This is a genomic window from Leifsonia sp. RCC_180, from assembly GCF_058138205.1.
Map to the genome: position 1 here is coordinate 977,107 of NZ_CP200340.1, position 24,489 is coordinate 1,001,595.

Sequence of the window (24,489 nt, forward strand, 5' to 3'; positions counted from 1 at the left end):
TTCGAAACGTGGACGCGGCAGCCGCACCCCGAACACGCTTCTAGGCCCGGAAAGTCTAACAGATCGCGGTCAGCGTCCACGCACGATGCGGCGCAGCTTCGCCAGGCGCGCGGACACATCCCGCTCGTTGCCGTGCTCGGTGGGCGTGTAGTACGTCGTCCCGGTCAGTTCGTCGGGCAGATACTGCTGTTCGAGCACGCCGAGGGCGTCGTCGTGCGGGTACTTGTAGCCCTTGCCGTGCCCGAGCCGCTTGGCTCCGGAATAGTGGGCGTCGCGCAGGTGCTTCGGCACGCGCCCGATCTTGCCTGCACGCACGTCGGCGATGGCCGCATCCAGCGCCATGTAGGCCGCGTTCGACTTCGGCGCCGTGGCCAGGTGCACGACGGCCTGGGCGAGGGGGATGCGGCCCTCCGGCATCCCGATGTACTGGACGGCGTCGGCGGCGGCGATCGCGACGCCGAGCGCCTGCGGGTCGGCCATCCCGATATCCTCCGACGCCAGCACGATGATGCGGCGTGCGATGAAGCGCGGGTCCTCCCCCGCCTCGATCATCCGCGCGAGGTAGTGGAGGGACGCGTCGACATCGGAGCCCCTCACCGACTTGATGAACGCGCTGATCACGTCGTAGTGCTCGTCGCCATTGCGGTCATAACGCAGCAGAGCGCGGTCGACCGCCTGGGCCACGAGCTCAGCCGTGATCACCGGCTTCTTCTTCGAGGTGGCCGGCGTCGCCGAGGCAGCGGTCACCGACGCCGCCTCCAGCGCCGTGAGAGCGCGGCGGGCGTCGCCCGAGGCGAGCCGGATGAGGACGGCACGCGCCTCCGGCTCGACCGTGTAGTGCCCGCCGAGTCCGCGGTCGTCCTCGACCGCACGGTCGATGACCACGCCGAGGTCGTCGTCGCTCAGCGTCTCGAGCGTGAGGAGCAGGCTGCGCGAGAGCAACGGCGAGATCACCGAGAACGACGGGTTCTCGGTCGTCGCCGCGACGAGGATGACCCAGCCGTTCTCGACGCCCGGGAGCAGCGCATCCTGCTGTGCCTTGGTGAAACGGTGGATCTCGTCCAGGAACAGCACCGTCGAGACGCCGTACAGGTCACGCGTCGACAGTGCTTCGTCCATCACCAGCCGGACATCCTTCACCCCCGCCGTCACCGCGGAGAGTTCGATGAACCGGCGGCCGGACGAGTGCGCGATGGCCTGCGCGAGGGTCGTCTTGCCGGTGCCCGGCGGGCCCCACAGGATGACGGAGACGGAACCCGTCTGCCCCTCCTTGTCGGAGGCCAGGGCGACCAGCGGGGACCCGGGCTTCAGGAGGTGACGCTGGCCCGCCACCTCGTCGAGCGACTTCGGGCGCATGCGCACCGCGAGAGGAGTCGCTCCAGTGCGGAGCCCAGGTTGCACGTCGACCACCTCACAAGGCTAGTCGTGACCGCTGACACTCCGCCTGGGAACGGCGGGTTTGTCCTCCATAGGGCCGCCGGATAGGGTTCTCCATGATCCAGCGGGCGAGGTCTCGCGGACATCCCCCGTACGGACCGCCGGAGGACACACGTGGCACCGAAGCAGAACGACCGCGAAGCGCGACAGGCGCGGGAGCGCCTGCGCGCCTACCAGGCGCGGCAGACCGTGCACGAGCACAAGGTGAAGCGCCGCAAGCGTGACAACTGGGTGGCCGGAATTGCGGCGGTCGTGATCGTGGCGCTGGCGGTCGGCACGCAGCTCCTCTACTTCTCGGCGGGCCCGGGCGTCGCGAAGGCGTCCTCGTCGGCGTCTCCCTCCCCGTCGGCCGCGCCGTCCGCCGGTGGCGTCCCGCCGAAGACACTGGCGGAAGACCGCACGTGGACCGGCACGATGACGATCAACGGCATCCCGCTCGGCGTCTCCCTCGACGGCGCCGCAGCGCCCCAGGCGGTCTCCTCCACCGTCTCCCTGGTGCAGAAGAAGTTCTACGACGGACTCACCTGCCACCGGCTCACCAACGGCGGCTTCTACGTGCTGCAGTGCGGTGACCCCCAGGGCGACGGAAGCGGTGGACCGGGCTACGAGTACGGGCCGATCGAGAACGCCCCGGCGGACAACGTCTACAAGGCCGGGACCATCGCGATGGCGCGTCAGGGCAACAATGCCGACAGCCAGGGCAGCCAGTTCTTCATCGTCTACGACGACACGAAGATCTCGGCGGATCAGGCCGGCGGCTACACGGTCATCGGTACTGTCACCAGCGGGCTGGACCAGCTGAAGAGCCAGGTCACCGACAAGGGCGTCGAGGGTGGGAAGACGGATGGCGCACCCGCCGTCAAGACCACCATCGACAGCTTCACCCTGCAGTGACCACGGCACGTGCAATAGGCTGATTCCCAAACGTGGGGCGGCATCCCGCCCGTATCGCGCAGCAGCAAGGTGAGGCTCTTGGCTACTTCTGAACAGCACCCCTGGGGACGTGTCGACGACACCGGGACCGTGTACGTCCGTGAGGGCGACGGCGAACGCGTCGTCGGCGAATACCCCGACGGTACGGCCGAGGAGGCGATCGCCTACTTCGAGCGCAAGTACACCGATCTCGCGGGCCAGGTCAGCCTGCTGGAGCAGCGCGCGCGCCGCGGCGCCCCCGCCAACGACATCGCCAAGTCGGTGGCGAACCTCCGCTCGTCCGTCGAGGGCGCCAACGCCGTCGGCGACCTCGCGTCGCTGCTGACGCGACTGGATGCGCTGGGCGGCACGGTGGAGGAGCTCACGGAGCAGCAGAGCGCCGAGGCGAAGGCCGCGCTCGAGGCCGCACTCGCGGAGCGCACGTCCATCGTGGAGCAGGCCGAGGCTCTCGCCGCTCAAGACCCGGCGCGGACGCAGTGGAAGACGACGAGCGCCGATCTCGACGCCCTCTTCGCCCGCTGGCAGGCGCACCAGCACGACGGCCCGCGCCTCCCGAAGAACGAGGCCAATGAGCTCTGGAAGCGGTTCCGCGCCGCCCGGTCGACGATCGAGCACAACCGCAAGGCGTTCTTCGCCGAGCTCGACACCCAGCACCGCGATGTGCGCAACCGCAAGAACGCCCTCATCGAGGAGGCCGAGCGCCTCATCCCCCAGGGTGCCGACGGTGTTCCCGAGTACCGGCGGCTGCTCGACCAGTGGAAGGCCGCCGGCCGCGCAGGCAAGAAGAACGACGACGCCCTCTGGGCGCGCTTCAAGGCCGCAGGCGACGCGATCTACTCCGCGAAGGCCGAAGTGGATGCGCGCGACAGTGTCGAGTACGAGGGCAACCTCCAGGCGAAGCTCGCCCTCCTCGAAGAGGCCGAGCCCCTGCTGAAGGCGACCGACCGCGAGTCCGCGCGCGCCCAGCTGCTGTCCATCCAGGAGCGCTGGGACCAGATCGGCCGTGTGCCCCGGGAGCAGGTGCGCCCCATCGAGGACCGCCTGCGCCGGGTCGAGGCCGCGGTGCGCCGCCTCGACGAGGAGCACTGGGAGAAGAACAACCCCGAGAAGAAGGCCCGCTCCGAGGGGCTGGCGAGTCAGCTCAACGCGGCGATCGCCAAGCTCGAGCAGGAGCTGGCCGATGCGCAGGCCACCGGCGACGCCGGCAAGGTGAAGGCTGCCCAGGAAGCGTTGGACGCACGCAAGATCTGGCTCGACGCGCTGGGGTGATTCGCGGGCGGTGATTCGCGGGCGGTGATCGAGCGGCGCTGTCCACAGCGCCACTGAGCGGCAGGTTCTCCACCGTTCCGTCCTGCACCGCCAGACGGGGCAGCAGAGCGACGAGGCTGAGTTCATGACCTCGATCTCACCCCCTCTGCTCGACACCGGCGTATTGCCGTTCGTCGAATTGCTCGCTCTCTGTCTCGACGGCCACCTCTTCCAGGTGGGTGACGAGTTCGCCCCGGTCGGCGCGCCCGACGGTCCGGACCTCCGGGCGCAGGCCTTCGCCCGGTCAGTGCCACTGTGGGCGGTCGCCGACCGAGGATCCGCCGCCTGGATCCACGGCACGCGCGCACTGCCTCCGCCGATCCCGCAGGTGTGCGTTCCCCCGCATCGACGGGGCGGCATGACCGCACCGTCCGTCGACGTGAGCCATCGGGCGCTCGGCCTGGACGACACGCAGTCGTTCGCCGCGGTGCGGGTGACCACTCCCCTTCGCACGGCCTGCGACCTGCTCAGCGTGTCGACGGCCTTCGGCGATGCAGAGGCTTTGGAGGTGCGCCATCTGCTGGCACTCGCCGCGGTGACTCCCGTCGAACTGGACGAGCTGCTCCGAGCCAGTCGACGCAAGGGAAGCGGCCTCGCACGGAGCCGGATGCCGGCCGTCGCGCGCGCCGTGCTCCCGCTCTGCCCCGTCAGCCCGCGCTGACTCGGTACACGTCGTAGACGCCGTCGATGCGGCGCACCGCGTTGAGCACACGGTCGAGGTGGGTGGTGTCACCCATCTCGAAGACGAACCTGCTGAGAGCCAGACGATCGCTGGAGGTCGTCACTGTCGCCGAAAGGATGTTCACATGATGCTCGGAGAGCACGCGGGTCACATCGCTGAGAAGCCCGGAACGGTCGAGCGCCTCCACCTGGATCTGCACCAGGAAGACGCTCTTCGAGCTCGGCGCCCATTCGACGTCGATCATGCGGTCGGGCTCCTGCAGCAGCGACTGCACGTTGTGGCAGCTCGCCTGGTGTACCGAGACCCCCTGGCCGCGCGTGACGAAGCCGACGATCGGGTCGCCGGGCACCGGGGTGCAGCACTTGGCGAGCTTGACCAGGATGTCCGGCGCTCCGCGCACCAGTACGCCCGAGTCGCTGTTGCGCAGTTGGCGGCGCCCCTTGGCGGGGATCTCCAGCTCGCCGTCCGACTCGGCCTCGGTCTGCAGCGACGCGACGATCTTCTCGATCACCGACTGGGTCGAGACGTGTCCCTCGCCGACGGCCGCGTACAGCGCCGACACGTCGGGGTACTTGAGCGACGACGCGACCTCGACCAGAGCATCCTGCGTCATCAGCTTCTGCAGCGGCAGATTCTGCTTACGCATGGCACGCGCGATCGCGTCCTTGCCCTGCTCGATGGCCTCGTCTCGGCGCTCCTTGGTGAACCACTGCCGGATCTTGTTGCGCGCCCGAGGGCTCTGGACGAAGTTGAGCCAGTCCTGGCTGGGTCCGGAATCCGGGTTCTTCGAGGTGAAGATCTCCACCACGTCGCCGGTGTTCAGGCTGCTCTCGAGCGGCACCAGACGGCCGTTCACTTTCGCACCCATGGTGCGGTGACCGACCTCCGTGTGCACCGCGTAGGCGAAGTCGACCGGCGTCGCGCCGGCCGGCAAGCCGATCACCCGACCCTTCGGTGTGAAGACGTAGACCTCTTTCGCACCGATCTCGAAACGGAGCGAATCGAGGAACTCACTGGGGTCGGCGGTCTCGGCCTGCCAATCGGAGAGGTGGGCGAGCCAGGCGAGGTCGTTATCGACCTTCGCCGGCCCACCACTGCTCTTACCGGTGGTCTGCTCCTTGTACTTCCAGTGCGCCGCGACTCCGAACTCCGCACGCTGGTGCATCTCCTCGGTGCGGATCTGGATCTCGACCGGGCGACCCTGCGGGCCGATGACCGTGGTGTGCAGCGACTGGTACAGGTTGAACTTCGGCGTCGCGATGTAGTCCTTGAACCGACCGGGCATCGGAGTCCAGCGCGCGTGGATCTGCCCGAGCACGGCGTAGCAGTCACGGACGGTGTTGACCAGGACGCGAATGCCCACGAGGTCGTAGATGTCGTCGAACTCGCGACCGCGGACCACCATCTTCTGGTAGATCGAGTAGTACTGCTTGGGTCGTCCGACGACCTTGCCGCGGATCTTGGCGGACTTCAGGTCGTCGTTGATCGCATCGATGACCGCCTGAACCAGTCGCTCGCGCTCCGGCGTGCGCTGCTTCACAAGGCTCTCGATCTCGGCATACAGCTTCGGGTACAGGACCGCGAAAGAAAGGTCTTCGAGCTCCCACTTGATCGCCTGGATGCCGAGGCGGTGCGCCAGCGGGGCGTAGATCTCGAGGGTCTCGGTCGCCTTACGCGTGGCGGAGGCCGCAGGCACGAAGCCCCACGTACGCGCGTTGTGCAGCCGGTCGGCGAGCTTGATGATCAGCACGCGGATGTCCTTCGACATCGCCACGATCATCTTGCGGACGGTCTCGGCCTGCGCGCTGTCGCCGTACTTGACCTTGTCGAGCTTCGTGACGCCATCGACCAGCATCGCGATCTCGTCGCCGAACTGGTCACGCAGCTCATCGAGCGTGTACTCGGTGTCCTCCACCGTGTCATGCAGCAGCGCGGCCGCGATCGTCTTCGCGCCGATGCCCAGGTCGGCGATGATCTGCGCGACGGCCACGGGGTGGGTGATGTACGGCTCACCCGAGCGCCGCTTCTGACCGCGGTGGGCACGCTCGGCGACGGAGTACGCGCGCTCGATCAGCGACAGGTCGGCCTTCGGGTGGTGCGTCCGCACCGTGCGGATCAGCGTGTCCACGGCGCCGGAGGGCTGCGCGCGAGAGAAGATGCGTGGCACCAGACGGCGCAGGGAAGCGCTCTGCGATGTCGTCGTGTCAACCATTCGCGCGCCTCCTGTCGTCTATTATGGCCGCTCCCGCTGACCGTTCTGTCATGGTCAACGTCGCGGAACCTAGACGATCGCTCCTGGCGTACCGTCGTCGCGTTGGACGGGGCCGCCGGCCGCCTGCCAGGCGCCCATCCCGCCCGCGACGTTCGCTGCCGGGTAGTTCGCCTCGTTGAGCGCGTCCGTCACCATCCGCGACCGCGCGCCACTCCGGCAGATCACCAACAGCTGGCGGTCCTCCGGCAGCTCGTCCTGCCGGTCCCCCAGCTCAGCGAGCGGGATGTGATGGGCGGCGGGCGCGTGACCGGCTTCCCATTCGTATGGCTCGCGCACGTCGAGCAGCCACGCCGCTCCCGCCTCCGTCAGCTCCTGCGCACGCGCGGCGGAGACCTCGTCGTCGGGGAGGAAGCCGGACTGCGCGGCGGTGTCGGTCATCCGGCGCGACTACTCCGCGGCCGTTGCGACGGCGTCGGCCTTGACCGAGGCCTTGGGCCGGATGGAGAGCACCTTCTGGTCGTGCTTCCGGATCGCCGGCTCCTTCTCGCGGAACTGCGAGTACATCGGGGCCGCCAGGAAGATGGTCGAGTACGTACCGACGATGATGCCGATGAGCAGTGCGAGCGAGATGTCGCGCAGCGTCGCAGCACCGAACGCGTAGGCACCGATGAACAGGATCGACGCGACCGGCAGCACGGCCACCACGGCCGTGTTGATCGATCGCACGAGTGTCTGGTTGACCGCGAGGTTGACCGACTCGGCGAAGGTCCGCCGGGTGAGTTCCAGCTCCTCCTTGGTGTTCTCGCGGATCTTGTCGAACACCACGACGGTGTCGTACAGCGAGTAGCCGAGGATGGTGAGGAAGCCGATCATCGTCGCCGGAGAGACCTCGAAGCCGACCAGCGCGTAGACGCCCGCGGTGATGATCAGGTCGTGGAAGAGCGAGATGATGGCGGCCGCCGACATCTTCCAGGTGCGGAAGTACAGCGCCATGGCGATGAAGGCCAGCAGGAGGAAGACGATGAGGCCCTGGATCGATTGCTGCGTCACATCCGCGCCCCACGAGGGGCCGATGAAGGTGGCGGAGACCTCTTCGCCGTCGACGTTGTAGGCCTTCGCGAGAGCCTCGGACACGTCGCGGGTCTGCGCCTCGGAGAGCTGGTCGGTCTGCACCCGCACGGCGTTGTCGCCCACGACGCTCACGTGCGAGACGGCGTTCGGCACCACACTGGTGACCGCTGCCTGCGCCTTCGTCGTGTCGGTGCTCGACACATCGCTGATCTGGAACTGCGATCCACCACGGAACTCGATGGAGAAGTTGAAGCCGCCCTTGACGACGGGGATCAGGATGGCGACCACGACCATGACGGCCGCGATCGCGTACCAGATCTTCCGTTTGCCGACGAAGTCGATCGAACGTGCCCCGGTGTAGAGGTCGTTACCGAATTTCACAAGACGGCTGGCCATCAGGAGTCCTTCCCCTCGGTCGAACGATCCGAGGATGTCGAGGCGCCGGCGAGCTCTTCCGCCTTGCGCTCGGCGATCGTCTGGCGGCGAGCCGCTTCTTTGCCACTCCGGGCGGCAGTTCCGGCCTTGACAGTGGCGGTCGGTGCGCGGAACTGTGCCGCACCGCGGTACACCGCGCCCAACGCCTGCGGGTCCAGACCGGACAGCGGATGCCCGGAACTGAAGAACCGCGTGCGCGCCAGCAGCTGGAGGGTCGGATGAGTGAACAGCAGCACCACGATGACGTCGATGATGGTCGTCAATCCCAGCGTGAACGCGAAACCGCGCACGTTCGCAGCAGCGAGGATGTACAGCACGATCGCGGCGAGGAGGTTGGTCGCCTTCGACGCGTAGATCGTGCGCCGGGCGCGGCCCCAGCCCGCCTCGACGGCAGACTCCAACCCTCGACCGTCACGCAATTCGTCTCGGATGCGTTCGAAGTAGACGATGAACGAGTCGGCCGTGAAGCCGATCGCGACGATCAGACCCGCAACGCCGGCGAGCGACAGGCGGTAGTCGTAGTGCCACGAGAGCAGCGAGATCGTCAGCCAGGTGAGCACGCCCGCGACCACCAGCGAGAAGATCGTCACGAGACCCAGCAGGCGGTACTGGAAGAACGTATAGATCGCGACCAGGATGAGGCCGATCAGACCGGCGATGAGCCCGCTCAAGAGCTGGGAGGTTCCGAGCGTCGCCGAGATCGTGTCCTGGCTCTGCACCTTGAAGCTGAACGGCAGAGCGCCAAACTTCAGCTGGTCGGCGAGGGCCTTCGAGGTGGTCTCGGTGAAGTTACCGGTGATCTGCGGCTTGCCGTCGGTGATCGCCGCCTGCGTGGTGGGGGCCGAGATCACCTTGCCGTCGAGCACGATCGCGAACTGGTTCTGCGAACCCTGCAGAGCGACGAGCCGCGTGGTGACGTCCGAGAAGGCCTTGGTCCCTGCGTCGTTGAAGACGATGTTGACGGCCCACTGGCCCGTCGTCACACCCTGCGAGCTCTGCACGAGGCCGGCACTGGCGTCCTTGATGTCCTGGCCCTTGACCTCGACCGGACCGAGCAGGTACTTGACCGTGTTCTGGTCGTCGCAGGTGATGAGCGGCTCATCGGTCGGCGCCGAACTCGACGTCTTCTTCGCGTTCGCCTTGCAGTCGTAGGCGTCGAACTCCGCCTGGAGCTTCGGCGTCACCCACGCGAGGTCGCTGCCGTTGGTCGGCTTGGTCGACGGGGTGGACTGGAGGCCGGGCGCGGGAGTCGGCGCGGGCGTCGACTTGCCGTCGGCGCCTACCACCTCGTTCGTCGGTCCGCCGGCGACGAGGACCGGGCGGAAGTCGAGGCGGGCGCTCGACTTCACGCGGTCGAGGGTTGCCTGGTCCGGCTTGCCAGGAAGGGAGACGACGATGTTGCGCGAGCCCTCGGTCGAGATCTGCGCCTCGGACACTCCGGACGCGTCGATGCGCTGGCGGATGATCGAGACCGCCTGGTCCAGCTGCTCCTGCTGCACGGACTGACCGTTCTCGACCTGCGGCGCGAGGATGATCTGCGTGCCGCCCTCGAGGTCGAGGGCGAGCTTCGGCAGCCAGGTTGCGTTGCTGAACAGGACGCCCGCCGTGAGGGTGCCGAGCAGCACCACCACGAGGACGCCGAGCCATGTCAGCGAACGCCAGGCTTTCTTGACCGGGGTCGACTTTGCCACCAGGAACTCAGCTTTCTACGAGCACTCCGACGCCGCTACGGCGCCGGAGCACAGGAAAATGTTTTAGTCGTCGCTCTTCGAGCCGGGCTTCTTGGAGGGCTCGTCCAGACGCTCGCCGTACTCCGGCGCAGCGGTGTCCGCTGTGTCGGCCGTGATGGCGTGGTCCTCGTTGAGCTCGACTCCGGGAGCCTCAGCGTCGTCGGCGACGGGCTCGGGGGTGGTGGGCTCGACGACGCGGGCGAGCACCTGACGGTGCACCTTCACGACGTGGCCGGGGCTCGTCTCGATGACGGCCGTGTTGTCGCTCTCGTCGACGGAGACCAGCGTGCCGTAGAGGCCGAAGTTGGTCATGACCTCGGCTCCGGGCACCATCTTCGAGCGCGTGTCCTCCTGCTCCTTGCGGCGCTTCCGGCTGTTCCGGAACATGAAGAAGACGAGGGCCGCCAGAATGACGACCATCAGGATGGTCAACGGGTCAAAGACCATGGAGCTGCCGAGCCTTTCAATGGGGGGCAAGGGGGTTGGCCGAACGGCCAGCTTGGATTATATGTCATCGATCAGCGTCGGTGGCTGGGAGGAATCCAGCCGCGGGCTGGGGATCCCGAGATGACGCCATGCCGCGGCGGTCGCCATGCGCCCCCGAGGGGTCCGGGAGAGCAGTCCGATGCGGACGAGAAACGGCTCGACGACCGACTCGATGGTCTCGGCCTCCTCCCCCACCGAGACGGCGAGGGTGTTCAGACCGACGGGACCGCCATCGAAGCGCTCGAGAAGAATGTGCAGCACGGCGCGGTCGAGCCGGTCGAGCCCGAGCGGGTCGACGTCGTAGAGCTCGAGGGCGGCCCGCACGGCATCCAGGTCGCCGCGTCCGCCGTGCACCAGCGCGTAGTCGCGCACCCGGCGGAGGAGTCTGTTCGCGATACGCGGCGTTCCGCGGCAGCGCCCGGCGATCTCGGCCAGGGCCTCGCGGTCGATGTCGAACTCGAGCATCGTCGCGGCGCGCGACAGCACCTGCGCCAGCTCCGCGTCGTCATAGAACTCGAGGTGGGCAGTGAAGCCGAAGCGGTCGCGCAAAGGGTTCGGGAGGAGACCGGAGCGCGTCGTCGCCCCGACGAGGGTGAACGGCGCGAGATCGAGCGGGATGGAGGTTGCCCCCGCCCCTTTGCCGACCATGATGTCGATGCGGAAGTCCTCCATCGCGAGGTACAGCATCTCTTCGGCGGAACGCGCCATGCGGTGGATCTCGTCGATGAACAGCACTTCGCCGGGCGTGAGAGACGACAGCAGCGCCGCCAGGTCGCCGGCGTGCTGGATGGCCGGGCCGCTCGAGAGCCGGAGCGGACGGCCGCTCTCATGGGCCACGATCATCGCCAGCGTCGTCTTGCCGAGCCCGGGAGGACCGGCGAGCAGGATGTGATCGGCCGTGCGCTCCTGCATCCGGGCCGCCGTCAGAAGCAGCTGAAGCTGACCGCGCACCTTGGCCTGTCCCACGAACTCGGCGAGGCTGCGCGGCCGGAGAGCGCCCTCGAAGGCGAGCTCCGACTCCGACTCGAGTTCGGGCGTGGTCAGATCCTCGTCGCTCATCGGGACGCCTTCGTTGCGCCGGAGGTCTGGCCCGGGCCGAGTCGTGCGAGCGTCAGCCGCAGGAGGGTCTGGACGCTGTCGCGCTGCTTCTCGTCGGTGTCCGCGACCACCTCGGCGACCGCCTCGGCGGCCACCTTCTCGGGCCAGCCGAGCCCGACGAGGGCGATCAGCACGCTGTCGGAGACGGACGACGGGGCGCCACCGCTCGCGGCCGCACGCACCGGACGGCGCGTGGCTACCAGCTTGCCGGTCAGTGAGACGACGATGAGCTTGGCCGTCTTGGGTCCGATTCCGGACACCTTGCGGAACGGCGCGTCGTCATCCGCGGCCACGGCCGCGGCGATGTCGTCCGGAGTCAGCACCGACAGCACGCCGATGGCCGACTTGGGGCCGACGCCCGAGACGCTGGTGAGCAGCTCGAAGACCTCCAGCTGCTCGCGGTCGGCGAAGCCGAACAGCTGCAGGGCGTCTTCGCGGACGATGAGAGACGTGTGGAGGAACGCCTCCTCGCCGATGCGCAGCGACAGCACGTGGTCGGGTGTGAGCTGCAGCGCGAAACCGACGCCGCCCACCTCGATGACGGCGGTGCCGCCGCTCGCCGAGAGCACGGTACCGCGGAGGGAGGAGATCACCGTGCAAGCCTACGGGCGGCCGCCGACGTCCGGCCGGAGCGCTCCGCGGCGCGCCACGCCTGTTGAGCGGGAGTCAGGGCGCCCGTCGCTCCCCCGGCGTCCGGAGCGACCGGTCCGCCCCGCCAGGCGTGGCAGATGGCGATGGCGAGCGCATCCGCCGCATCCGCCGGCTTCGGGGCTTCGGCGAGGCCCAGGATGCGGGCGACCATCGTCTGCACCTGCTTCTTGTCGGCCGAGCCGTAGCCGGTCACCGCCGCCTTTACCTCGCTCGGTGTGTGGAGGGCGACAGGCAGACCGCGCTTCGCCGCCGAGTGCAGCGCGACGCCGCTGACCTGCGCGGTCCCCATGACCGTGCGGAGGTTGTGCTGGGCGAACACGCGCTCGATCGCAACGACGGCGGGGCCGAACTCGTCGAGCAGGCCCTCGATCCCGGTGCCTACCGCGAGAAGCCGCTCCTCCAGCGCCATGGTCGGCGGTGTCCGGATGACGGTCACGTGGACCAGAGTCGCCCGACGGTCGGGGCGCACGTCGACGATCCCGACGCCGCAGCGCGTGAGCCCCGGGTCGATGCCGAGCACCCTGATCGTCATGGTCTCGGCCCGCCCCCGCCTCTACTCGTCGTCTTCGTCGAGCTGCGCCTGCACCTCGGCGCTGATGTCGAGGTTCGTGTAGACGTTCTGCACGTCGTCCGAATCCTCGAGCGCGTCGATCAGGCGGAACACCTTGCGGGCGACCTCGGCGTCGGCCTCGACGTTGACGGTCGCCACGAACTCCGCGTCGGCGGAATCGTAGTCGATGCCGGCGTCCTGCAGCGCGGTGCGGGCGGCGACCAGGTCGGACGCCTCGGTCACCACCTCGAAGCTCTCACCGCGGTCGGTGACGTCTTCCGCACCCGCGTCGAGCACGGCGGCGAGGACGGTGTCCTCATCCACACCATCGGCGTGCGGCACGACGATGACGCCCTTGCGGTGGAAGTTGTAGGCGACGCTGCCCGGGTCGGCCATGGTGCCGCCGTTTCGGGTCATCGCCGTGCGCACCTCGGCGGCCGCGCGGTTCTTGTTCTCGGTGAGGCACTCGATCAGCAGGGCGACGCCGCCCGGACCGTAGCCCTCGTACATGATCGTCGCGTAGTCGATCGACTCGCCGGTGAGGCCTGCGCCCCGCTTGATCGCGCGGTCGATGTTGTCGTTCGGGACGGAGGTCTTCTTGGCCTTCTGCACCGCGTCGACGAGCGTCGGGTTGCCGGACATGTCGGCGCCGCCGGTCTTCGCCGCGACCTCGATGTTCTTGATCAGCTTGGCGAAGGACTTCGCGCGGCGGGCGTCGATCACCGCCTTCTTGTGCTTGGTCGTTGCCCACTTGGAATGCCCGGACACTGGTGCTCCCTCGGATTACGTTCTGAACCCGTCCATAATAGTGCCTCGTGCGTGCCGGCCCCTGGACGACGCGGCGCCAGGAACGATGCCCAGAAGGATGCGCGAAAGACGCACGAAAGGATGCGCGGCTCAGCGGACGGCCAGCGCCCGGTGCACCGACGCCACGGCGCTCGCACCCTCGCCCACCGCGGCGGCGATCCGCTTCATCGAGCCGTGCCGCACATCCCCTGCGGCGAAGACCCGCGGCAGGCTCGTCTCGAAGGGCAGCGGGCCGCGACTCCCGTCCTCCGGCGCCGGCAGGTCGACATCGGTGAGGAGGAATCCGCTCCCGTCCACTTCCGCCCCGGAAAGCCACGACGCCCCCGGCTCTGCGCCGACGAAGCAGAACAAGGCGGCGGCGGTCACCCGCTCGCCCTCACTGGTCGCCGAGGAGGTGATGGTGACCTCCTCCAACTGCTCCCCGCCGTGCAGGCCGGTGACATCGGAGGAGACGTGGATGCGGATGCGCTCGTGCGCGACGACCCGGTCGACGAGGTAGGCCGACATCTTCGCCTCGATGGAGGGCCCGCGCACGACTAGCGACACGTCACCGCCGAGCCCGGCGAGGTACAGGGCCGCCTGCCCCGCCGAGTTCGCTCCTCCGACGACGACGGAGGGACGCTGTGCAACCGTCCGCGCCTCCAGCTCTGTGGTGGCGAAGAAGATGCTCCCGCCCTCGAACTCCGCCCAGTTGTCCAAGGGCAGTCGTCGGTACCGGGCGCCGGTCGCGACGACGACGGAGCGGGCGGTGAGACGGTCGCCGTCTCCGAGTTCGAGCACGATCCCGTCCCCCTCGTGCCGCAGCCGCACCACGTCGGCCGGTGCCGAGAGGCGGACACCGAACTTGAGCGCCTGGACGAGCCCGAGCTCGGTCAGCTCCGCCCCGGAGAGGCCGGACGGGAATCCCAGGTAGTTCTCGATGCGCGAGCTCGCCGCGGCCTGGCCGCCCGGGGCGAGGGCGTCGAGCACCAGCGTGCTCAAGCCTTCGGACGCACCGTAGATGCCCGCGGCGAGACCGGCGGGCCCGGCGCCGATCACGACCAGATCGAACGAGTCACCGTCCCGGTAGCGGAAGGCGAGCCCCACGGTCTCGGCGAGCTCACGCGGTGTCGCGTTCGGCAGGGCCGTGCCCCTGGTCAGGACGAGCGGGAGGTCCGCCTCGGTCCGACCCGTCGCCGCCAATGCCTCGCGGCCCGCGTCGGTTGCGACGTCGATCCAGCGGTGCGGAAGCTCCATCCGCGCGGCGTAGCGGCGCAGAGCGAGCGCGCCGGCACTGCCCTCGCGGCCGAAGAGCTCGACGGTGCGGTCCGCCGCGGCCATGAGCAGCCGCCGGCGGGCCCGGAACGCCTCGAGCAGGGTCTCGGAGAGTGCAGCATCCGTCGCCATGATCTGCTTGAACACCGCGTTCGGGATGCGCAGCACGCGCCCGGGCTCGATCATCAGCGCCGTGAGGATGGACGCCTGGCCGGTCAGCATGCTCAGCTCGCCGAGGAACTCTCCGGTCTGCCACTGCGCGACCGTCCTCGCGCGCGACCCGGCCGTGGCCTCCCGGACGATGTTCACCCGACCGGCCTCCATCACGAAGAAGTCGAGGTTCTCGTCTCCGGCCCGGAAGAGGGTGTCCCCATCCGAGACGTCCTCCACCGTGCCCAGTGACCTCAGGCGCTCGAGGGATTCTCTGTCGAGCACCGGATTCGCGGCGCTGCCGACGGGGACGCGGAAGGTCGGGCGCTCGGTCATGGCGGTCCTCGCAAGCTCGGGTGACGCGGCGGGATGGGGCTCGCCGCGATCCTAGAGGCGCGACGACCCGCCGTGCCATGCCCGGACGCTACGCCGCCTGCCGGACCTTCTGCAGGAAGTACTCGTGGAAGCGCGTGTCTCCCGTGATCTCCGGGTGGAACGATGTCCCGAGGAGGTTGCCCTGCTCCACCGCGACCACCCGGCCGTCGCCGACCCGGGCGAGCGGCGTCGCCTTCTCACCGACGCGCTCCACGATCGGAGCGCGGATGAAGACCGCGTGCATCGGCTCCTCGCCGACTGCCGGGATGTCGAGGTCGGTCTCGAACGAGTCCAGCTGCGAGCCGAACGCGTTGCGGCGCACCGCCACATCCAGGCCGCCGAGGCTCTGTTGTCCTGCGATGCCGTCGAGGATGCGGTCGGCCAGCATGATCAGGCCTGCGCAGGTGCCGTAGACCGGCATCCCGTCGGCGATCGCCTCGCGCAGCGGCACGGCGAGCCCGAAGGCGCGGGACAGCTTGTCCATCACGCTCGACTCGCCGCCCGGGATGACCAGCCCGCCGATCTCCTCCAGTTCGGCCGGGCGCCGCACCGGGACGGCGTCGGCGCCCAGGCCCCGCAGGACCGCGATGTGCTCGCGGAAATCGCCCTGCAGCGCGAGGACGCCGACCTTCGTGCGGACGCTTCCCGTCCGCACGTTCCCTGTCAGCACGTCTTCTGTCAGCACGTTATCCGGCAGCACTTACCAGCCGCGCTCGGCGAGGCGGTGCGGCGCGGCCAGGTCGGATACGTTGATGCCCACCATCGCCTCGCCGAGTCCGCGGGACACCTCGGCGATGACCTTCGCGTCGTCATAGAACGTGGTCGCCTTGACGATCGCGGCCGCGCGCTGCTCGGGGTTGCCCGACTTGAAGATGCCCGAGCCGACGAACACGCCGTCGGCGCCCAGCTGCATCATCATCGCGGCGTCCGCGGGGGTGGCCACGCCACCGGCCGTGAACAGCACGACGGGAAGCTTGCCGGTCTCGGCGATCTCAGCGACCAGCTCGTACGGCGCCTGCAGCTCCTTGGCCGCGACGTACAGCTCGTCCTTCGTCATCGACTTCAGCCCGTTGATCTCCGAGGTGATCTTGCGGATGTGCTTGGTCGCCTCCGACACGTCGCCGGTGCCGGCCTCGCCCTTGGATCGGATCATCGCCGCGCCCTCGTTGATGCGCCGCAGCGCCTCGCCGAGGTTGGTGGCGCCGCAGACGAAGGGGACGGTGAACTTCCACTTGTCGATGTGGTTCATGTAGTCGGCGGGCGAGAGCACCTCCGACTCGTCGATGTAGTCGACATCCAGCGCCTCCAGCACCTGCGCCTCGACGAAGTGGCCGATGCGGGCCTTCGCCATCACGGGGATAGAGACCTCGCTGATGATCGCCTCGATGAGGTCCGGGTCGCTCATGCGCGCGACGCCGCCCTGGGCGCGGATGTCGGCCGGGACGCGCTCGAGCGCCATGACGGCGACGGCTCCCGCGTCCTCGGCGATGCGCGCCTGCTCGGGGGTGACGACGTCCATGATGACGCCGCCCTTCAGCATCTCGGCGAGTCCACGCTTGACGCGGCTCGAGCCGGTGGCGCCCTGGTTGTTGTCTGTCATCATCGCCCTCTCGTGCGGAACAAAGAATCTTTTGGCCTATGCCGAACGATAGCATCCCCTCTCCGGTGGATAGACTCGCCAGCGGGACACTCGCGCGGGGAGCGACATGGACGGAAACATCACGGGCACGACGGCGTCGGAGATCGCCGCGAGCGTGCGCGCGCTGCACGAGCGCGGAGCGCTGCGGCGCGGTGACGCCCTGCCCCCGGTGCGCGAACTCGCGGCCCAGCTTCGCGTCAATCGCAACACCGCGGTGGCCGCCTACCGGCTCCTCGCGCAGGCGGGCGTCGTGACCGCCCGGGGCCGCGCTGGAACGGTGATCGCCGGGATCGAAGCCGTCGCCCAGGAGGGCTACGCGCAGGACAGCATCCTGCGCGATATCGGCACCGGCAACCCGGACGCCGGACGCATCCCCGACCTCACCGCGGCCCTCGCCGGAGCGATCGGGCGACCCGTGCTCTACGGCGAGCACGTCATCGATCCCGCCCTCGAACAACGCGCGCTCGCCTGGGTCAGCGGCGACCTCCCCGGCCAGCCGGTGCGTATCACGGTCACGAACGGAGCGGTGGATGCGGTCGAGCGGCTGCTCGCGCAGGCGCTCCTCCGTGACGACGCGGTCGCCCTGGAGGACCCGTGCTTCCTGGCGAGCATCCACACGGTCCGGCACGGCGGCTACCGCGCCGTCCCCGTTCCCGTCGACTCGGAAGGGATGACGGTCGAGGGACTCCGGGCGGCACTGGATGCGGGCGTCCGCGCCATCATCTGCACGCCGCGCGCGCAGAACCCCACCGGAGCGACCCTCTCCCCCGGCCGCGCGGCCGACCTGCGCGGGCTGCTCGCCGAGCATCCCTACGTGCTCATCATCGAAGACGACCACTTCTCGATGCTCTCCCAGCGCCGGTACGAGTCGCTGATCGGGCCGGAGCACCGGCGGTTCGCGCTGGTGCGGTCCGTGTCCAAGTTCCTCGGGCCGGACATGTGCCTCGCGGTCGCGGCGACCGATCCGGAGACGGCCGAACGGCTCGCCTTCCGGCTGAGCCCCGGCACGACCTGGGTGAGTCACATCCTGCAACGCCTCGTGCTGGCTCAGCTCACCGATGAGGCGGCGCTAGAGCAGATCGCCGCGGCCGGACGCCACTACGCGGAGCGGAACACCGCCTTCGCCGCCGGGCTCACCGAACGGGGACTGCCGACGGAGGCGCTCGACGGGCTCAACCTCTGGGTCGACCTGCCCGTCGAGGCCCGGCTCGTCGCCGAGCGACTGATGCGGCGCGGCTGGCTCGCGCGGACCGGCGACGAGTTCCAGCTCGCCGAGCATCCCGTGCCGTCGCACCACCTCCGGCTGACCGTCCACGACCTCACCGACGAGGAGAGCGCACGCCTGCTCGACGATCTGGCGGATGCCGCGAAGTGACGGTCTCGCGAGGTGAGAAGATCGAGGGATGAAGATCCTCTCGATCCAGTCCGCGGTCGCCTACGGTCACGTCGGCAACTCGGCCGCCGTCTTCCCGCTACAGCGCATCGGCGTCGAGGTCCTGCCCGTCTACACGGTGAACTTCTCCAACCACACCGGCTACGGCGCGTGGCGTGGACCACTGATCTCCCCGGACGACGTCCGTGACGTGATCACCGGCATCGAGGAGCGCGGCGTGCTCGGCCAGATCGACGCGGTGCTCTCCGGGTACCAGGGCAGCGAGGGCATCGGGGATGTCATCATCGACGCCGTCGCCCGGGTCAAGGCCGCCAACCCGAACGCCGTGTACGCGTGCGACCCCGTGATGGGCAACGCGAAGTCGGGCTGCTTCGTGGCTCCTGCCATCCCGGTGCTCCTGCGCGAACGCGTCGTTCCGGTCGCCGACATCATCACCCCCAACCAGTTCGAGCTCGGCTTCCTCACCGAGACCTCCCCCGACACGCTCGAATCGACGCTGGAGTCGGTGGATGCGGCGCGCGCGATGGGCCCGAGGACGGTGCTCGTGACGAGCGTCGAGCGGCCGGATGCACCGGCGGACACGATCGAAATGCTGGCCGTGGATGACGCCGGCGCCTGGATCGTGCAGACCCCCCGACTGCCGATGAAGGCGAACGGATCGGGCGACGTGACGGCGGCGCTGTTCACGGCGCACTACGTCCGCACGGGCGATGCCGAACTGGCCCTCCGTAAGACGGTGTCGAGCGTGTTCGACCTGCTCACGCGCACCCTCGAGTCGGGCGAGCGCGAATTGCAGCTCGTGGAGTCGCAGGAGTCGTACGCGCACCCTCGCGAGCAGTTCGCGGTCACCCGCGTGCGCTGACCGGGGTACTGCGCGCGGCGCTAGGCCGGCGGCCAGGCGCCGGCGATCGCCTGGCGCACGTCGCCAAGCAGCTGCGGCAGCGCCTTCGTCTTGGCGATGATGGGCAGGAAGTTCGCATCCTGAGCCCACCGCGGCACCACGTGCTGGTGCAGGTGCGCGGCGATGCCCGCCCCCGCGATGGCGCCCTGGTTCATGCCGATGTTGAAGCCGTCGTTCTTCGACACGTCGCGGATGACCCGCATCGCCGTCTGCGTGAGGCTGCCGATCTCGGCGACCTCCTCCGGCGTCGCCTCGTCGTAAGTGGCGATGTGACGGTACGGGCACAGCAGCAGGTGGCCGCTGTTGTACGGGAAGAGGTTGAGGAGCGCGTACGCGTGCGTCCCTCGGGCGACGATGAGCGCATCCTCGTCGCTCAGTGTCGGCGCGACGCAGAACGGGCAGTCGTCTTTGCCGGGCTGGCCCTGCTGGATGTACACCATCCGGTGCGGAGTCCACAGCCGCTGGAACTCGTCGGGCACCCCGACGAGGTACGACGGGTCGTCGACGCGGACGTAGTCCCCGGGAACGGGAGCGGACGAATCCGCCCCGCCACCGGGGGCGCCGTCGTAGGAGCCGAGGTTCAGTCGTGCCATGCCGTGTCGACCAGCTCGTGGCTGCGGATGCTCGCAACGATCCGCTCGATCGCCTCGTCGACCGTCACACCGTTGCGCTGAGTGCCGTCGCGGAAGCGGAAGCTGACCGTTCCGGCCGACGCGTCCTCCTCGCCCACGATCAACTGGAACGGGACCTTCGCCTTCGTATGCGTGCGGATCTTCTTCTGCATGCGGTCATCCGAGTGGTCGACCTCGGCGCGCACACCCCGGGCGCGGAGACGCGAGATGACGTCGTCGAGGAACGGCGCGTACTGGTCCGCGACCGGGATGCCGACGACCTGCACGGGCGACAGCCACACCGGGAACGCGCCAGCGTAGTGCTCCAGCAGAATGGCGAAGAACCGCTCGATGGAGCCGAGCAGCGCACGGTGGATCATCGCCGGCTGCTTGCGCGTGCCGTCGGCCGCGTTGTACTCCAGTTCGAACAGCTCGGGCTGGTTGAAGTCGAGCTGGACGGTGGAGAGCTGCCAGGTGCGGCCGATCGCATCCCGTGCCTGGACCGAGATCTTCGGGCCGTAGAACGCCGCTCCTCCCGGGTCGTCCACGAGCTCGAGCCCCGACTCGACGGCGACCTGACGGAGGGTCTCGGTCGCGGTCTCCCAGCTCTCGTCGCTGCCGACGTACTTGTCCGGGTCCTTCGTCGAGAGCTCCAGGTAGAAGTCGGTGAGGCCGTAGCCGCGCAGTGTCTCCAGCACGAATTCGAGCTGGCGGGCCACCTCGTCCTTGATCTGCTCCTCGGCCACGTAGATGTGGGCGTCGTCCTGGGTCAGGCCGCGCACTCGGGTGAGACCGGCGAGCGTTCCCGACTTCTCGTAGCGGTACACCGTGCCGAACTCGGACAGGCGGAGCGGGAGCTCGCGGTAGCTGCGGCCGCGCGCACGGAAGATCAGGTTGTGCATCGGGCAGTTCATCGGCTTCAGGTAGTAGTCCTGACCCTGCCGGGTGATGTTGCCCTCGGCGTCGCGCTCCTCGTCGAGGTGCATGGGCGGGAACATGCCGTCCTTGTACCAGTTGAGGTGCTGACTGGTCTCGAAGAGGTGCGCCTTGGTGATGTGCGGCGTGTTCACCATCTCGTAGCCATTCGCGATCAGCCGATCGCGCATGTAGTCCTCGATCTCCTTGCGGATGATGCCACCCTTCGGGTGGAACACCGCCAGGCCCGAACCGATCTCGTCCGGGAAGCTGAAGAGGTCCATTTCGGCGCCGAGCTTGCGGTGGTCGCGCTTGGCGGCCTCCTCCATTCGCGTCTGGTGGGCGCGCAGCTCGTCCTTGCTCGCCCAGGCGGTGCCGTAGATGCGCTGCAGCTGCTTGTTCTTCTCGTTGCCGCGCCAGTAAGCCGCGGCGACACGGGTCAGCGACCAGCCGTTGCCGATCATCCGGGTGTTCGGGAGGTGCGGACCTCGGCAGAGGTCCTTCCAGACCGTCTCGCCCGACCCATCCTGACCGCCACGGGGGTCGACGTTGTCGTAGATGGTCAGTTCTCCTGCGCCGACCTCGACGGACTCGCTCTCGTCGAACGCGGCGGTGTCACCGTGCTGCACGCCGCCCTTGAGGCCGATCAGCTCCAGCTTGTAGGGCTCGTCGGCAAGCTCCGCGCGTGCCTCCTCGTCGGTGACGACGCGGCGGACGAACCGCTGGCCCGCTCGCACGATGCGCGACATCTCCTTCTCCAGCGCCTTCAGATCCTCCGGGGTGAACGCCTCGGCGACATCGAAGTCGTAGTAGAAGCCGTCGGTGATGGGCGGGCCGATCCCGAGCTTCGCCTCCGGGTTCACGGCCTGCACGGCCTGCGCCAGCACGTGCGCGGTGGAGTGGCGCAGGATGCTGAGGCCGTCGGGCGAGTCGATGGTCACCGGCTCGACCTCGTCGGTCGTCGTGACGGTGGTCGCGAGGTCCTTCAGCTCACCGTTGACGCGCATTGCGACAACGGAACGGTCGGTGAAGAGCTCGAAGCCGTCGGCCACCTGTCCACTCCTTGGTCGTGGGTTGAAAGAGAACCCTCCAACTCTAGCCGGACGCCGGTGCCGCTGAGGCGCGCCACAGTGGTTCGGAGCCTGGCTCCCGCAGGCCGCAGACCAACGCATTTCGTAGGCTTCGGTCATGGCGATGTCCGAATATGTGCAGTCCATCCGCGGTCGGATCGGCAACGACTTCCTTCTTCTGCCGGGCGTCACAGCGGTCATCCGCGACGGCGAGCGGTTCCTGCTCGCGCGGCACGCTCACTCAGGTCTCTGGAGCCTGATCGGTGGGGGCGTCGAGCCCGGTGAGGAGCCTGCCGTCGCCCTCGCGCCGAGGTGCTGGAGGAGATCGGTGCCGACGTTCGGGTCGGGGGCATCATCGGCGCCTACGGCGGCCAGCCGATGATGGTCGAATACCCGAACGGCGACAGCGTGGGCTACGTCACCATCGCATACGAGTGCCGGCTGCTGAGCCCGGCGGCACCGGACATGGACGAACTGCTCGAGCTCGGATGGTTCGAGCGCGACGCGATCGCCGGCCTACCGAGGCGCCATTGGATCGACCGCGTCATCGCGGACGCGGGATAGGTTTCCGTCATGGACACGGGCACCGCATCCGGCGAACCGCGTTGCGTCTTCTGCGCCATCGCGGCGGGCGACGTCGACGCCAGCGTGGTCTACGAAGACGAGACCGTCGTCGCCTTCATGGACATCAACCCCGTCACCCACGGGCACCTTCTCGTCGTGCCGCGCGAGCACGCGGTCGGGTTCGACGACCTCGATGCCGAGACCGGCGCGCACGTCTGGCGGGTCGGGCACGAGATCGCGCGAGCCCTGCGCCGTTCGAGCATTGGATGCGAGGGCATCAACATGTTCGTCGCCGACGGTGAGGCTGCCTTCCAGACCGTGTTCCAGGTCCACCTCCACGTCATCCCCCGCTCGCCGGGCGACGGCTGGACGCTCAATGCCGTCTCCCATGAACGTGAGTGGTCACTCCTCGAGAGGGATGCGGAAGCCATCCGAGACGCGATGCCTGCGGTGCGCTGACGACCGTCAATCTTCTCCTGCTGGCCGGAATGAGCGCGTGTCCTCCCGAGGCTCCCACGCCGAAGCAGGGAGGAACACACCGACGGTGCCGTCAGCTCAGCCGGATCTCCAACGGCTCATACGACCACGGGCCCGGGCACTGGCCCCACAGGCCTGTTCGCTCCGACCGGACCGGGATCTCGTGGACGTCGTCGTGGATCACCTCCGAACCCGTCGCCACGATCACCCGGACCGTCGAAGGTCGCACAGTCGCTGCGTCGAGGAAGGGCGCCCGCTGGGGCACTCGATGGATGCCGTCCCGCCCCGCGGGGACGGCCGCCGGATCGCAGCTGCTCCCGAAGCACGCCGACACCGTGCTGCCCGCCGGCAGCGTGCCCTCGAACTCCAGCGTCACGGGTGACATGTCCAGGTACCCGACCGCCGGGCAGGCGCCCAGCGCGCACCCTGACAGGGCGAATCCCACCGCAAGACCCGCGATGGTTGCGGCGGTGGCTCTGCTCCGGCGTCGTCGCATGCCCGTAGGCTAGCGCGCATGGGGGGACGGATGGTGGGGTGGTGACGTCGATTCTGCCCCTGGTTCTCGCGTCCTGCGCGAGTCCGCCGCCGAGCGGTCACACGTGTGTGGATACGGTTGTGCTCTCGTCGCCGATCCCGTCCTTGCTGCCGCTCGCGATCCTCGCAGTGCTTATCGTGATCGGCGTCGTCCTGAGCTTGATCAGGACGCGCCGGAGACGCACATGACCACTGGGACCGATGTCATCTTCATCGGCGGGCGATCCGGGGTCGGGAAGACGAGCGTCGCGGCCGAGGCTTCTCGGATTCTCGCGCAGGCGGACATCCGCCATGCCGTCATCGAGGGCGACAACCTGGACCAGGCGTATCCCGAGCCCTGGCGCAAGGGGATCGACCTGGCCGAGCGCAACCTGGCCGCGATGTGGAGGAACTACCGGGCGGTCGGATACTCGCGCCTGCTCTTCACCAACACCGTCAGCGTGCTGCAGCTGCCCGAGTTGAGCGCAGCGCTCGGTGGAGAAGTGCGCGCGTTCCCTGTGCTGCTGACGGCGACCGACGAGACGGTCGCCGACAGGTTGTCACTCCGTGAAGTCGGGAGCGCCCTTCGAGAGCACATCGACCGCAGTAGAGCGGCGGCGGCACATCTCGACGCGGCCAGCGATGCGCACCGGATCCAGACTGATGGACGTTCCGTCGCAGAGGTCGCACAAGACGTGCTGGCGGCCGCCGGGTGGGTTCGGCCCGGCGCACATCCCTAAGCCGGGAACCCAGGCCGTGCCGACATGGGACGGCGTACGCTTCAGGTGTGAGCGAGCTAGAGCCACGGAAGAGCCGGAGTCTTCGCGGTTTCCGTAAGAAGGCCGTCGTTCCGCGCCGCATCCCGAGCGAGGTCGTCCCGGTGCCCTTCGACGAAGTGAAGGACTTCGTTCGCGACGCCCTGCGGGGAACCAGCCTCCGGGATCCGTTCGCGCAGATACTCGGCGGCTACGCGCTTTTCGCGCCGCACCTCCGTTTCGTTCCGGTGGATGAGGGGCACACCCGGGTCGAGTTCGACGCGGTGGGACGGGTCGGCGGTGCCGAGACGCTGCTTTACACGCGTCGGCTGGGCGAGATCGACCGCTTCTTCGTCGCGCTCCGGGACGAGTTGGACCGGCGCGAGCAGCGGCGCCGCCCGCCGGCGGGAGACCGGGCCATCGGCGACGGCTCCTGAATCAGCCGTGATGGTCCGGGGTGCGGTACCGTCGG

At 68.7% G+C, this 24,489-nt stretch carries 26 protein-coding genes; 10 read left to right on the plus strand and 16 right to left on the minus strand.

The window, feature by feature from the left end; all coding sequences use genetic code 11:
* Positions 1 to 69: 69 nt before the first annotated feature.
* Positions 70 to 1,410 carry a replication-associated recombination protein A gene (locus AB7E03_RS04825; RefSeq protein WP_489939791.1) on the minus strand — a complete coding sequence of 447 codons (1,341 nt, stop codon included), beginning with the start codon at positions 1,408 to 1,410 and terminating at the stop codon, positions 70 to 72.
* 141 nt (positions 1,411 to 1,551) lie between these two features.
* On the opposite strand from AB7E03_RS04825, the gene AB7E03_RS04830 reads away from it, so the two are divergent.
* The 3 genes from AB7E03_RS04830 (at position 1,552) to AB7E03_RS04840 (ending at position 4,339) form a co-directional block, all read left to right on the plus strand.
* The gene (locus AB7E03_RS04830) at positions 1,552 to 2,331 is read left to right on the plus strand and encodes a peptidylprolyl isomerase (protein WP_489939793.1); all 780 of its coding nucleotides are present in this window, start codon (positions 1,552 to 1,554) and stop codon (positions 2,329 to 2,331) included.
* Between the two features lie 78 nt (positions 2,332 to 2,409).
* Positions 2,410 to 3,639, plus strand: a complete 1,230-nt coding sequence (locus AB7E03_RS04835; protein WP_489939795.1) for a DUF349 domain-containing protein — start codon at positions 2,410 to 2,412, stop codon at positions 3,637 to 3,639.
* 124 nt (positions 3,640 to 3,763) lie between these two features.
* Positions 3,764 to 4,339, plus strand: coding sequence for a type IV toxin-antitoxin system AbiEi family antitoxin (locus tag AB7E03_RS04840; protein ID WP_489939797.1), 576 nt, complete (start codon positions 3,764 to 3,766; stop codon positions 4,337 to 4,339).
* On the opposite strand, the gene AB7E03_RS04845 is transcribed toward AB7E03_RS04840, so the two are convergent.
* The 12 genes from AB7E03_RS04845 to pdxS form a co-directional block, all read right to left on the minus strand.
* Positions 4,326 to 6,572: a RelA/SpoT family protein gene (locus AB7E03_RS04845; RefSeq protein WP_441782035.1), complete on the minus strand. Its 2,247-nt coding sequence runs from the start codon at positions 6,570 to 6,572 to the stop codon at positions 4,326 to 4,328. The two genes, AB7E03_RS04840 and AB7E03_RS04845, sit on opposite strands and share 14 nt — an antisense overlap.
* A 69-nt stretch (positions 6,573 to 6,641) precedes the next feature.
* Positions 6,642 to 7,010, minus strand: coding sequence for a rhodanese-like domain-containing protein (locus tag AB7E03_RS04850; protein ID WP_489939799.1), 369 nt, complete (start codon positions 7,008 to 7,010; stop codon positions 6,642 to 6,644).
* Between the two features lie 9 nt (positions 7,011 to 7,019).
* Positions 7,020 to 8,039 (minus strand): protein translocase subunit SecF, encoded by a 1,020-nt coding sequence (gene secF / locus AB7E03_RS04855; RefSeq protein WP_489939801.1) that lies wholly within the window; start codon positions 8,037 to 8,039, stop codon positions 7,020 to 7,022.
* A complete protein-coding gene (secD, locus tag AB7E03_RS04860; protein WP_489939803.1) occupies positions 8,039 to 9,769 on the minus strand; it encodes a protein translocase subunit SecD in 1,731 nt (576 codons plus the stop codon). The genes secF and secD overlap by 1 nt, the downstream gene beginning before the upstream one ends.
* Positions 9,770 to 9,832: 63 nt before the next feature.
* Positions 9,833 to 10,255, minus strand: a complete 423-nt coding sequence (gene yajC, locus AB7E03_RS04865) for a preprotein translocase subunit YajC (protein WP_441782031.1) — start codon at positions 10,253 to 10,255, stop codon at positions 9,833 to 9,835.
* Between the two features lie 57 nt (positions 10,256 to 10,312).
* The gene (ruvB, locus tag AB7E03_RS04870; protein ID WP_489939805.1) at positions 10,313 to 11,353 is read right to left on the minus strand and encodes a Holliday junction branch migration DNA helicase RuvB; all 1,041 of its coding nucleotides are present in this window, start codon (positions 11,351 to 11,353) and stop codon (positions 10,313 to 10,315) included.
* Positions 11,350 to 11,985: a Holliday junction branch migration protein RuvA gene (gene ruvA / locus AB7E03_RS04875; protein ID WP_489939807.1), complete on the minus strand. Its 636-nt coding sequence runs from the start codon at positions 11,983 to 11,985 to the stop codon at positions 11,350 to 11,352. The genes ruvB and ruvA overlap by 4 nt, the downstream gene beginning before the upstream one ends.
* The gene (ruvC, locus tag AB7E03_RS04880; RefSeq protein WP_489942861.1) at positions 11,982 to 12,569 is read right to left on the minus strand and encodes a crossover junction endodeoxyribonuclease RuvC; all 588 of its coding nucleotides are present in this window, start codon (positions 12,567 to 12,569) and stop codon (positions 11,982 to 11,984) included. Before ruvC ends, ruvA begins: the two co-directional genes overlap by 4 nt.
* 27 nt (positions 12,570 to 12,596) lie before the next feature.
* Complete coding sequence (locus AB7E03_RS04885; RefSeq protein WP_489939809.1) at positions 12,597 to 13,361, minus strand: YebC/PmpR family DNA-binding transcriptional regulator; 765 nt, start codon at positions 13,359 to 13,361, stop codon at positions 12,597 to 12,599.
* 129 nt (positions 13,362 to 13,490) lie between these two features.
* Positions 13,491 to 15,140 (minus strand): FAD-dependent oxidoreductase, encoded by a 1,650-nt coding sequence (locus tag AB7E03_RS04890; RefSeq protein ID WP_489939811.1) that lies wholly within the window; start codon positions 15,138 to 15,140, stop codon positions 13,491 to 13,493.
* An 88-nt stretch (positions 15,141 to 15,228) separates the two neighbouring features.
* Positions 15,229 to 15,846, minus strand: a complete 618-nt coding sequence (gene pdxT, locus AB7E03_RS04895) for a pyridoxal 5'-phosphate synthase glutaminase subunit PdxT (protein WP_489942862.1) — start codon at positions 15,844 to 15,846, stop codon at positions 15,229 to 15,231.
* 33 nt (positions 15,847 to 15,879) lie between these two features.
* Positions 15,880 to 16,782, minus strand: a complete 903-nt coding sequence (pdxS, locus tag AB7E03_RS04900; protein ID WP_489939813.1) for a pyridoxal 5'-phosphate synthase lyase subunit PdxS — start codon at positions 16,780 to 16,782, stop codon at positions 15,880 to 15,882.
* A gap of 103 nt (positions 16,783 to 16,885) precedes the next feature.
* Here pdxS and AB7E03_RS04905 point away from each other — a divergent pair, with 103 nt between their 5' ends.
* Together AB7E03_RS04905 and pdxY are read left to right on the plus strand one after the other, a co-directional pair.
* Positions 16,886 to 18,193, plus strand: coding sequence for an aminotransferase class I/II-fold pyridoxal phosphate-dependent enzyme (locus AB7E03_RS04905; protein ID WP_489939815.1), 1,308 nt, complete (start codon positions 16,886 to 16,888; stop codon positions 18,191 to 18,193).
* Between the two features lie 28 nt (positions 18,194 to 18,221).
* Entirely contained in the window at positions 18,222 to 19,073 is an 852-nt protein-coding gene (gene pdxY / locus AB7E03_RS04910; RefSeq protein ID WP_489939817.1) for a pyridoxal kinase PdxY, read from the plus strand.
* Positions 19,074 to 19,093: 20 nt separating this feature from the next.
* Here the strand turns inward: pdxY and AB7E03_RS04915 are convergent, their stop codons facing one another.
* Together AB7E03_RS04915 and thrS are read right to left on the minus strand one after the other, a co-directional pair.
* Complete coding sequence (locus AB7E03_RS04915) at positions 19,094 to 19,705, minus strand: HIT family protein (protein WP_489939819.1); 612 nt, start codon at positions 19,703 to 19,705, stop codon at positions 19,094 to 19,096.
* Positions 19,693 to 21,690 (minus strand): threonine--tRNA ligase, encoded by a 1,998-nt coding sequence (gene thrS / locus AB7E03_RS04920; RefSeq protein WP_489939821.1) that lies wholly within the window; start codon positions 21,688 to 21,690, stop codon positions 19,693 to 19,695. Before thrS ends, AB7E03_RS04915 begins: the two co-directional genes overlap by 13 nt.
* 142 nt (positions 21,691 to 21,832) lie before the next feature.
* Between thrS and AB7E03_RS04925 the strand changes: the two genes are divergently transcribed.
* The 3 genes from AB7E03_RS04925 to AB7E03_RS04935 are packed head-to-tail and all read left to right on the plus strand — an operon-like array spanning position 21,833 to position 22,731.
* Positions 21,833 to 22,090, plus strand: a complete 258-nt coding sequence (locus AB7E03_RS04925) for an NUDIX domain-containing protein (protein ID WP_489942863.1) — start codon at positions 21,833 to 21,835, stop codon at positions 22,088 to 22,090.
* A complete protein-coding gene (locus AB7E03_RS04930) occupies positions 22,021 to 22,272 on the plus strand; it encodes an NUDIX hydrolase (protein ID WP_489942940.1) in 252 nt (83 codons plus the stop codon). Before AB7E03_RS04925 ends, AB7E03_RS04930 begins: the two co-directional genes overlap by 70 nt.
* A gap of 9 nt (positions 22,273 to 22,281) precedes the next feature.
* Positions 22,282 to 22,731, plus strand: coding sequence for an HIT family protein (locus AB7E03_RS04935; protein WP_489939823.1), 450 nt, complete (start codon positions 22,282 to 22,284; stop codon positions 22,729 to 22,731).
* Positions 22,732 to 22,822: 91 nt separating this feature from the next.
* Here AB7E03_RS04935 and AB7E03_RS04940 read toward each other — a convergent pair whose 3' ends face one another.
* Positions 22,823 to 23,245 (minus strand): hypothetical protein, encoded by a 423-nt coding sequence (locus tag AB7E03_RS04940; RefSeq protein WP_489939825.1) that lies wholly within the window; start codon positions 23,243 to 23,245, stop codon positions 22,823 to 22,825.
* 223 nt (positions 23,246 to 23,468) lie between these two features.
* Here AB7E03_RS04940 and AB7E03_RS04945 point away from each other — a divergent pair, with 223 nt between their 5' ends.
* Both AB7E03_RS04945 and AB7E03_RS04950 read left to right on the plus strand, forming a co-directional pair.
* Positions 23,469 to 24,002 carry an adenylyl-sulfate kinase gene (locus tag AB7E03_RS04945; RefSeq protein ID WP_489939827.1) on the plus strand — a complete coding sequence of 178 codons (534 nt, stop codon included), beginning with the start codon at positions 23,469 to 23,471 and terminating at the stop codon, positions 24,000 to 24,002.
* A 47-nt stretch (positions 24,003 to 24,049) separates the two neighbouring features.
* Complete coding sequence (locus AB7E03_RS04950; RefSeq protein WP_489939829.1) at positions 24,050 to 24,454, plus strand: hypothetical protein; 405 nt, start codon at positions 24,050 to 24,052, stop codon at positions 24,452 to 24,454.
* Positions 24,455 to 24,489 lie beyond the last annotated feature (35 nt).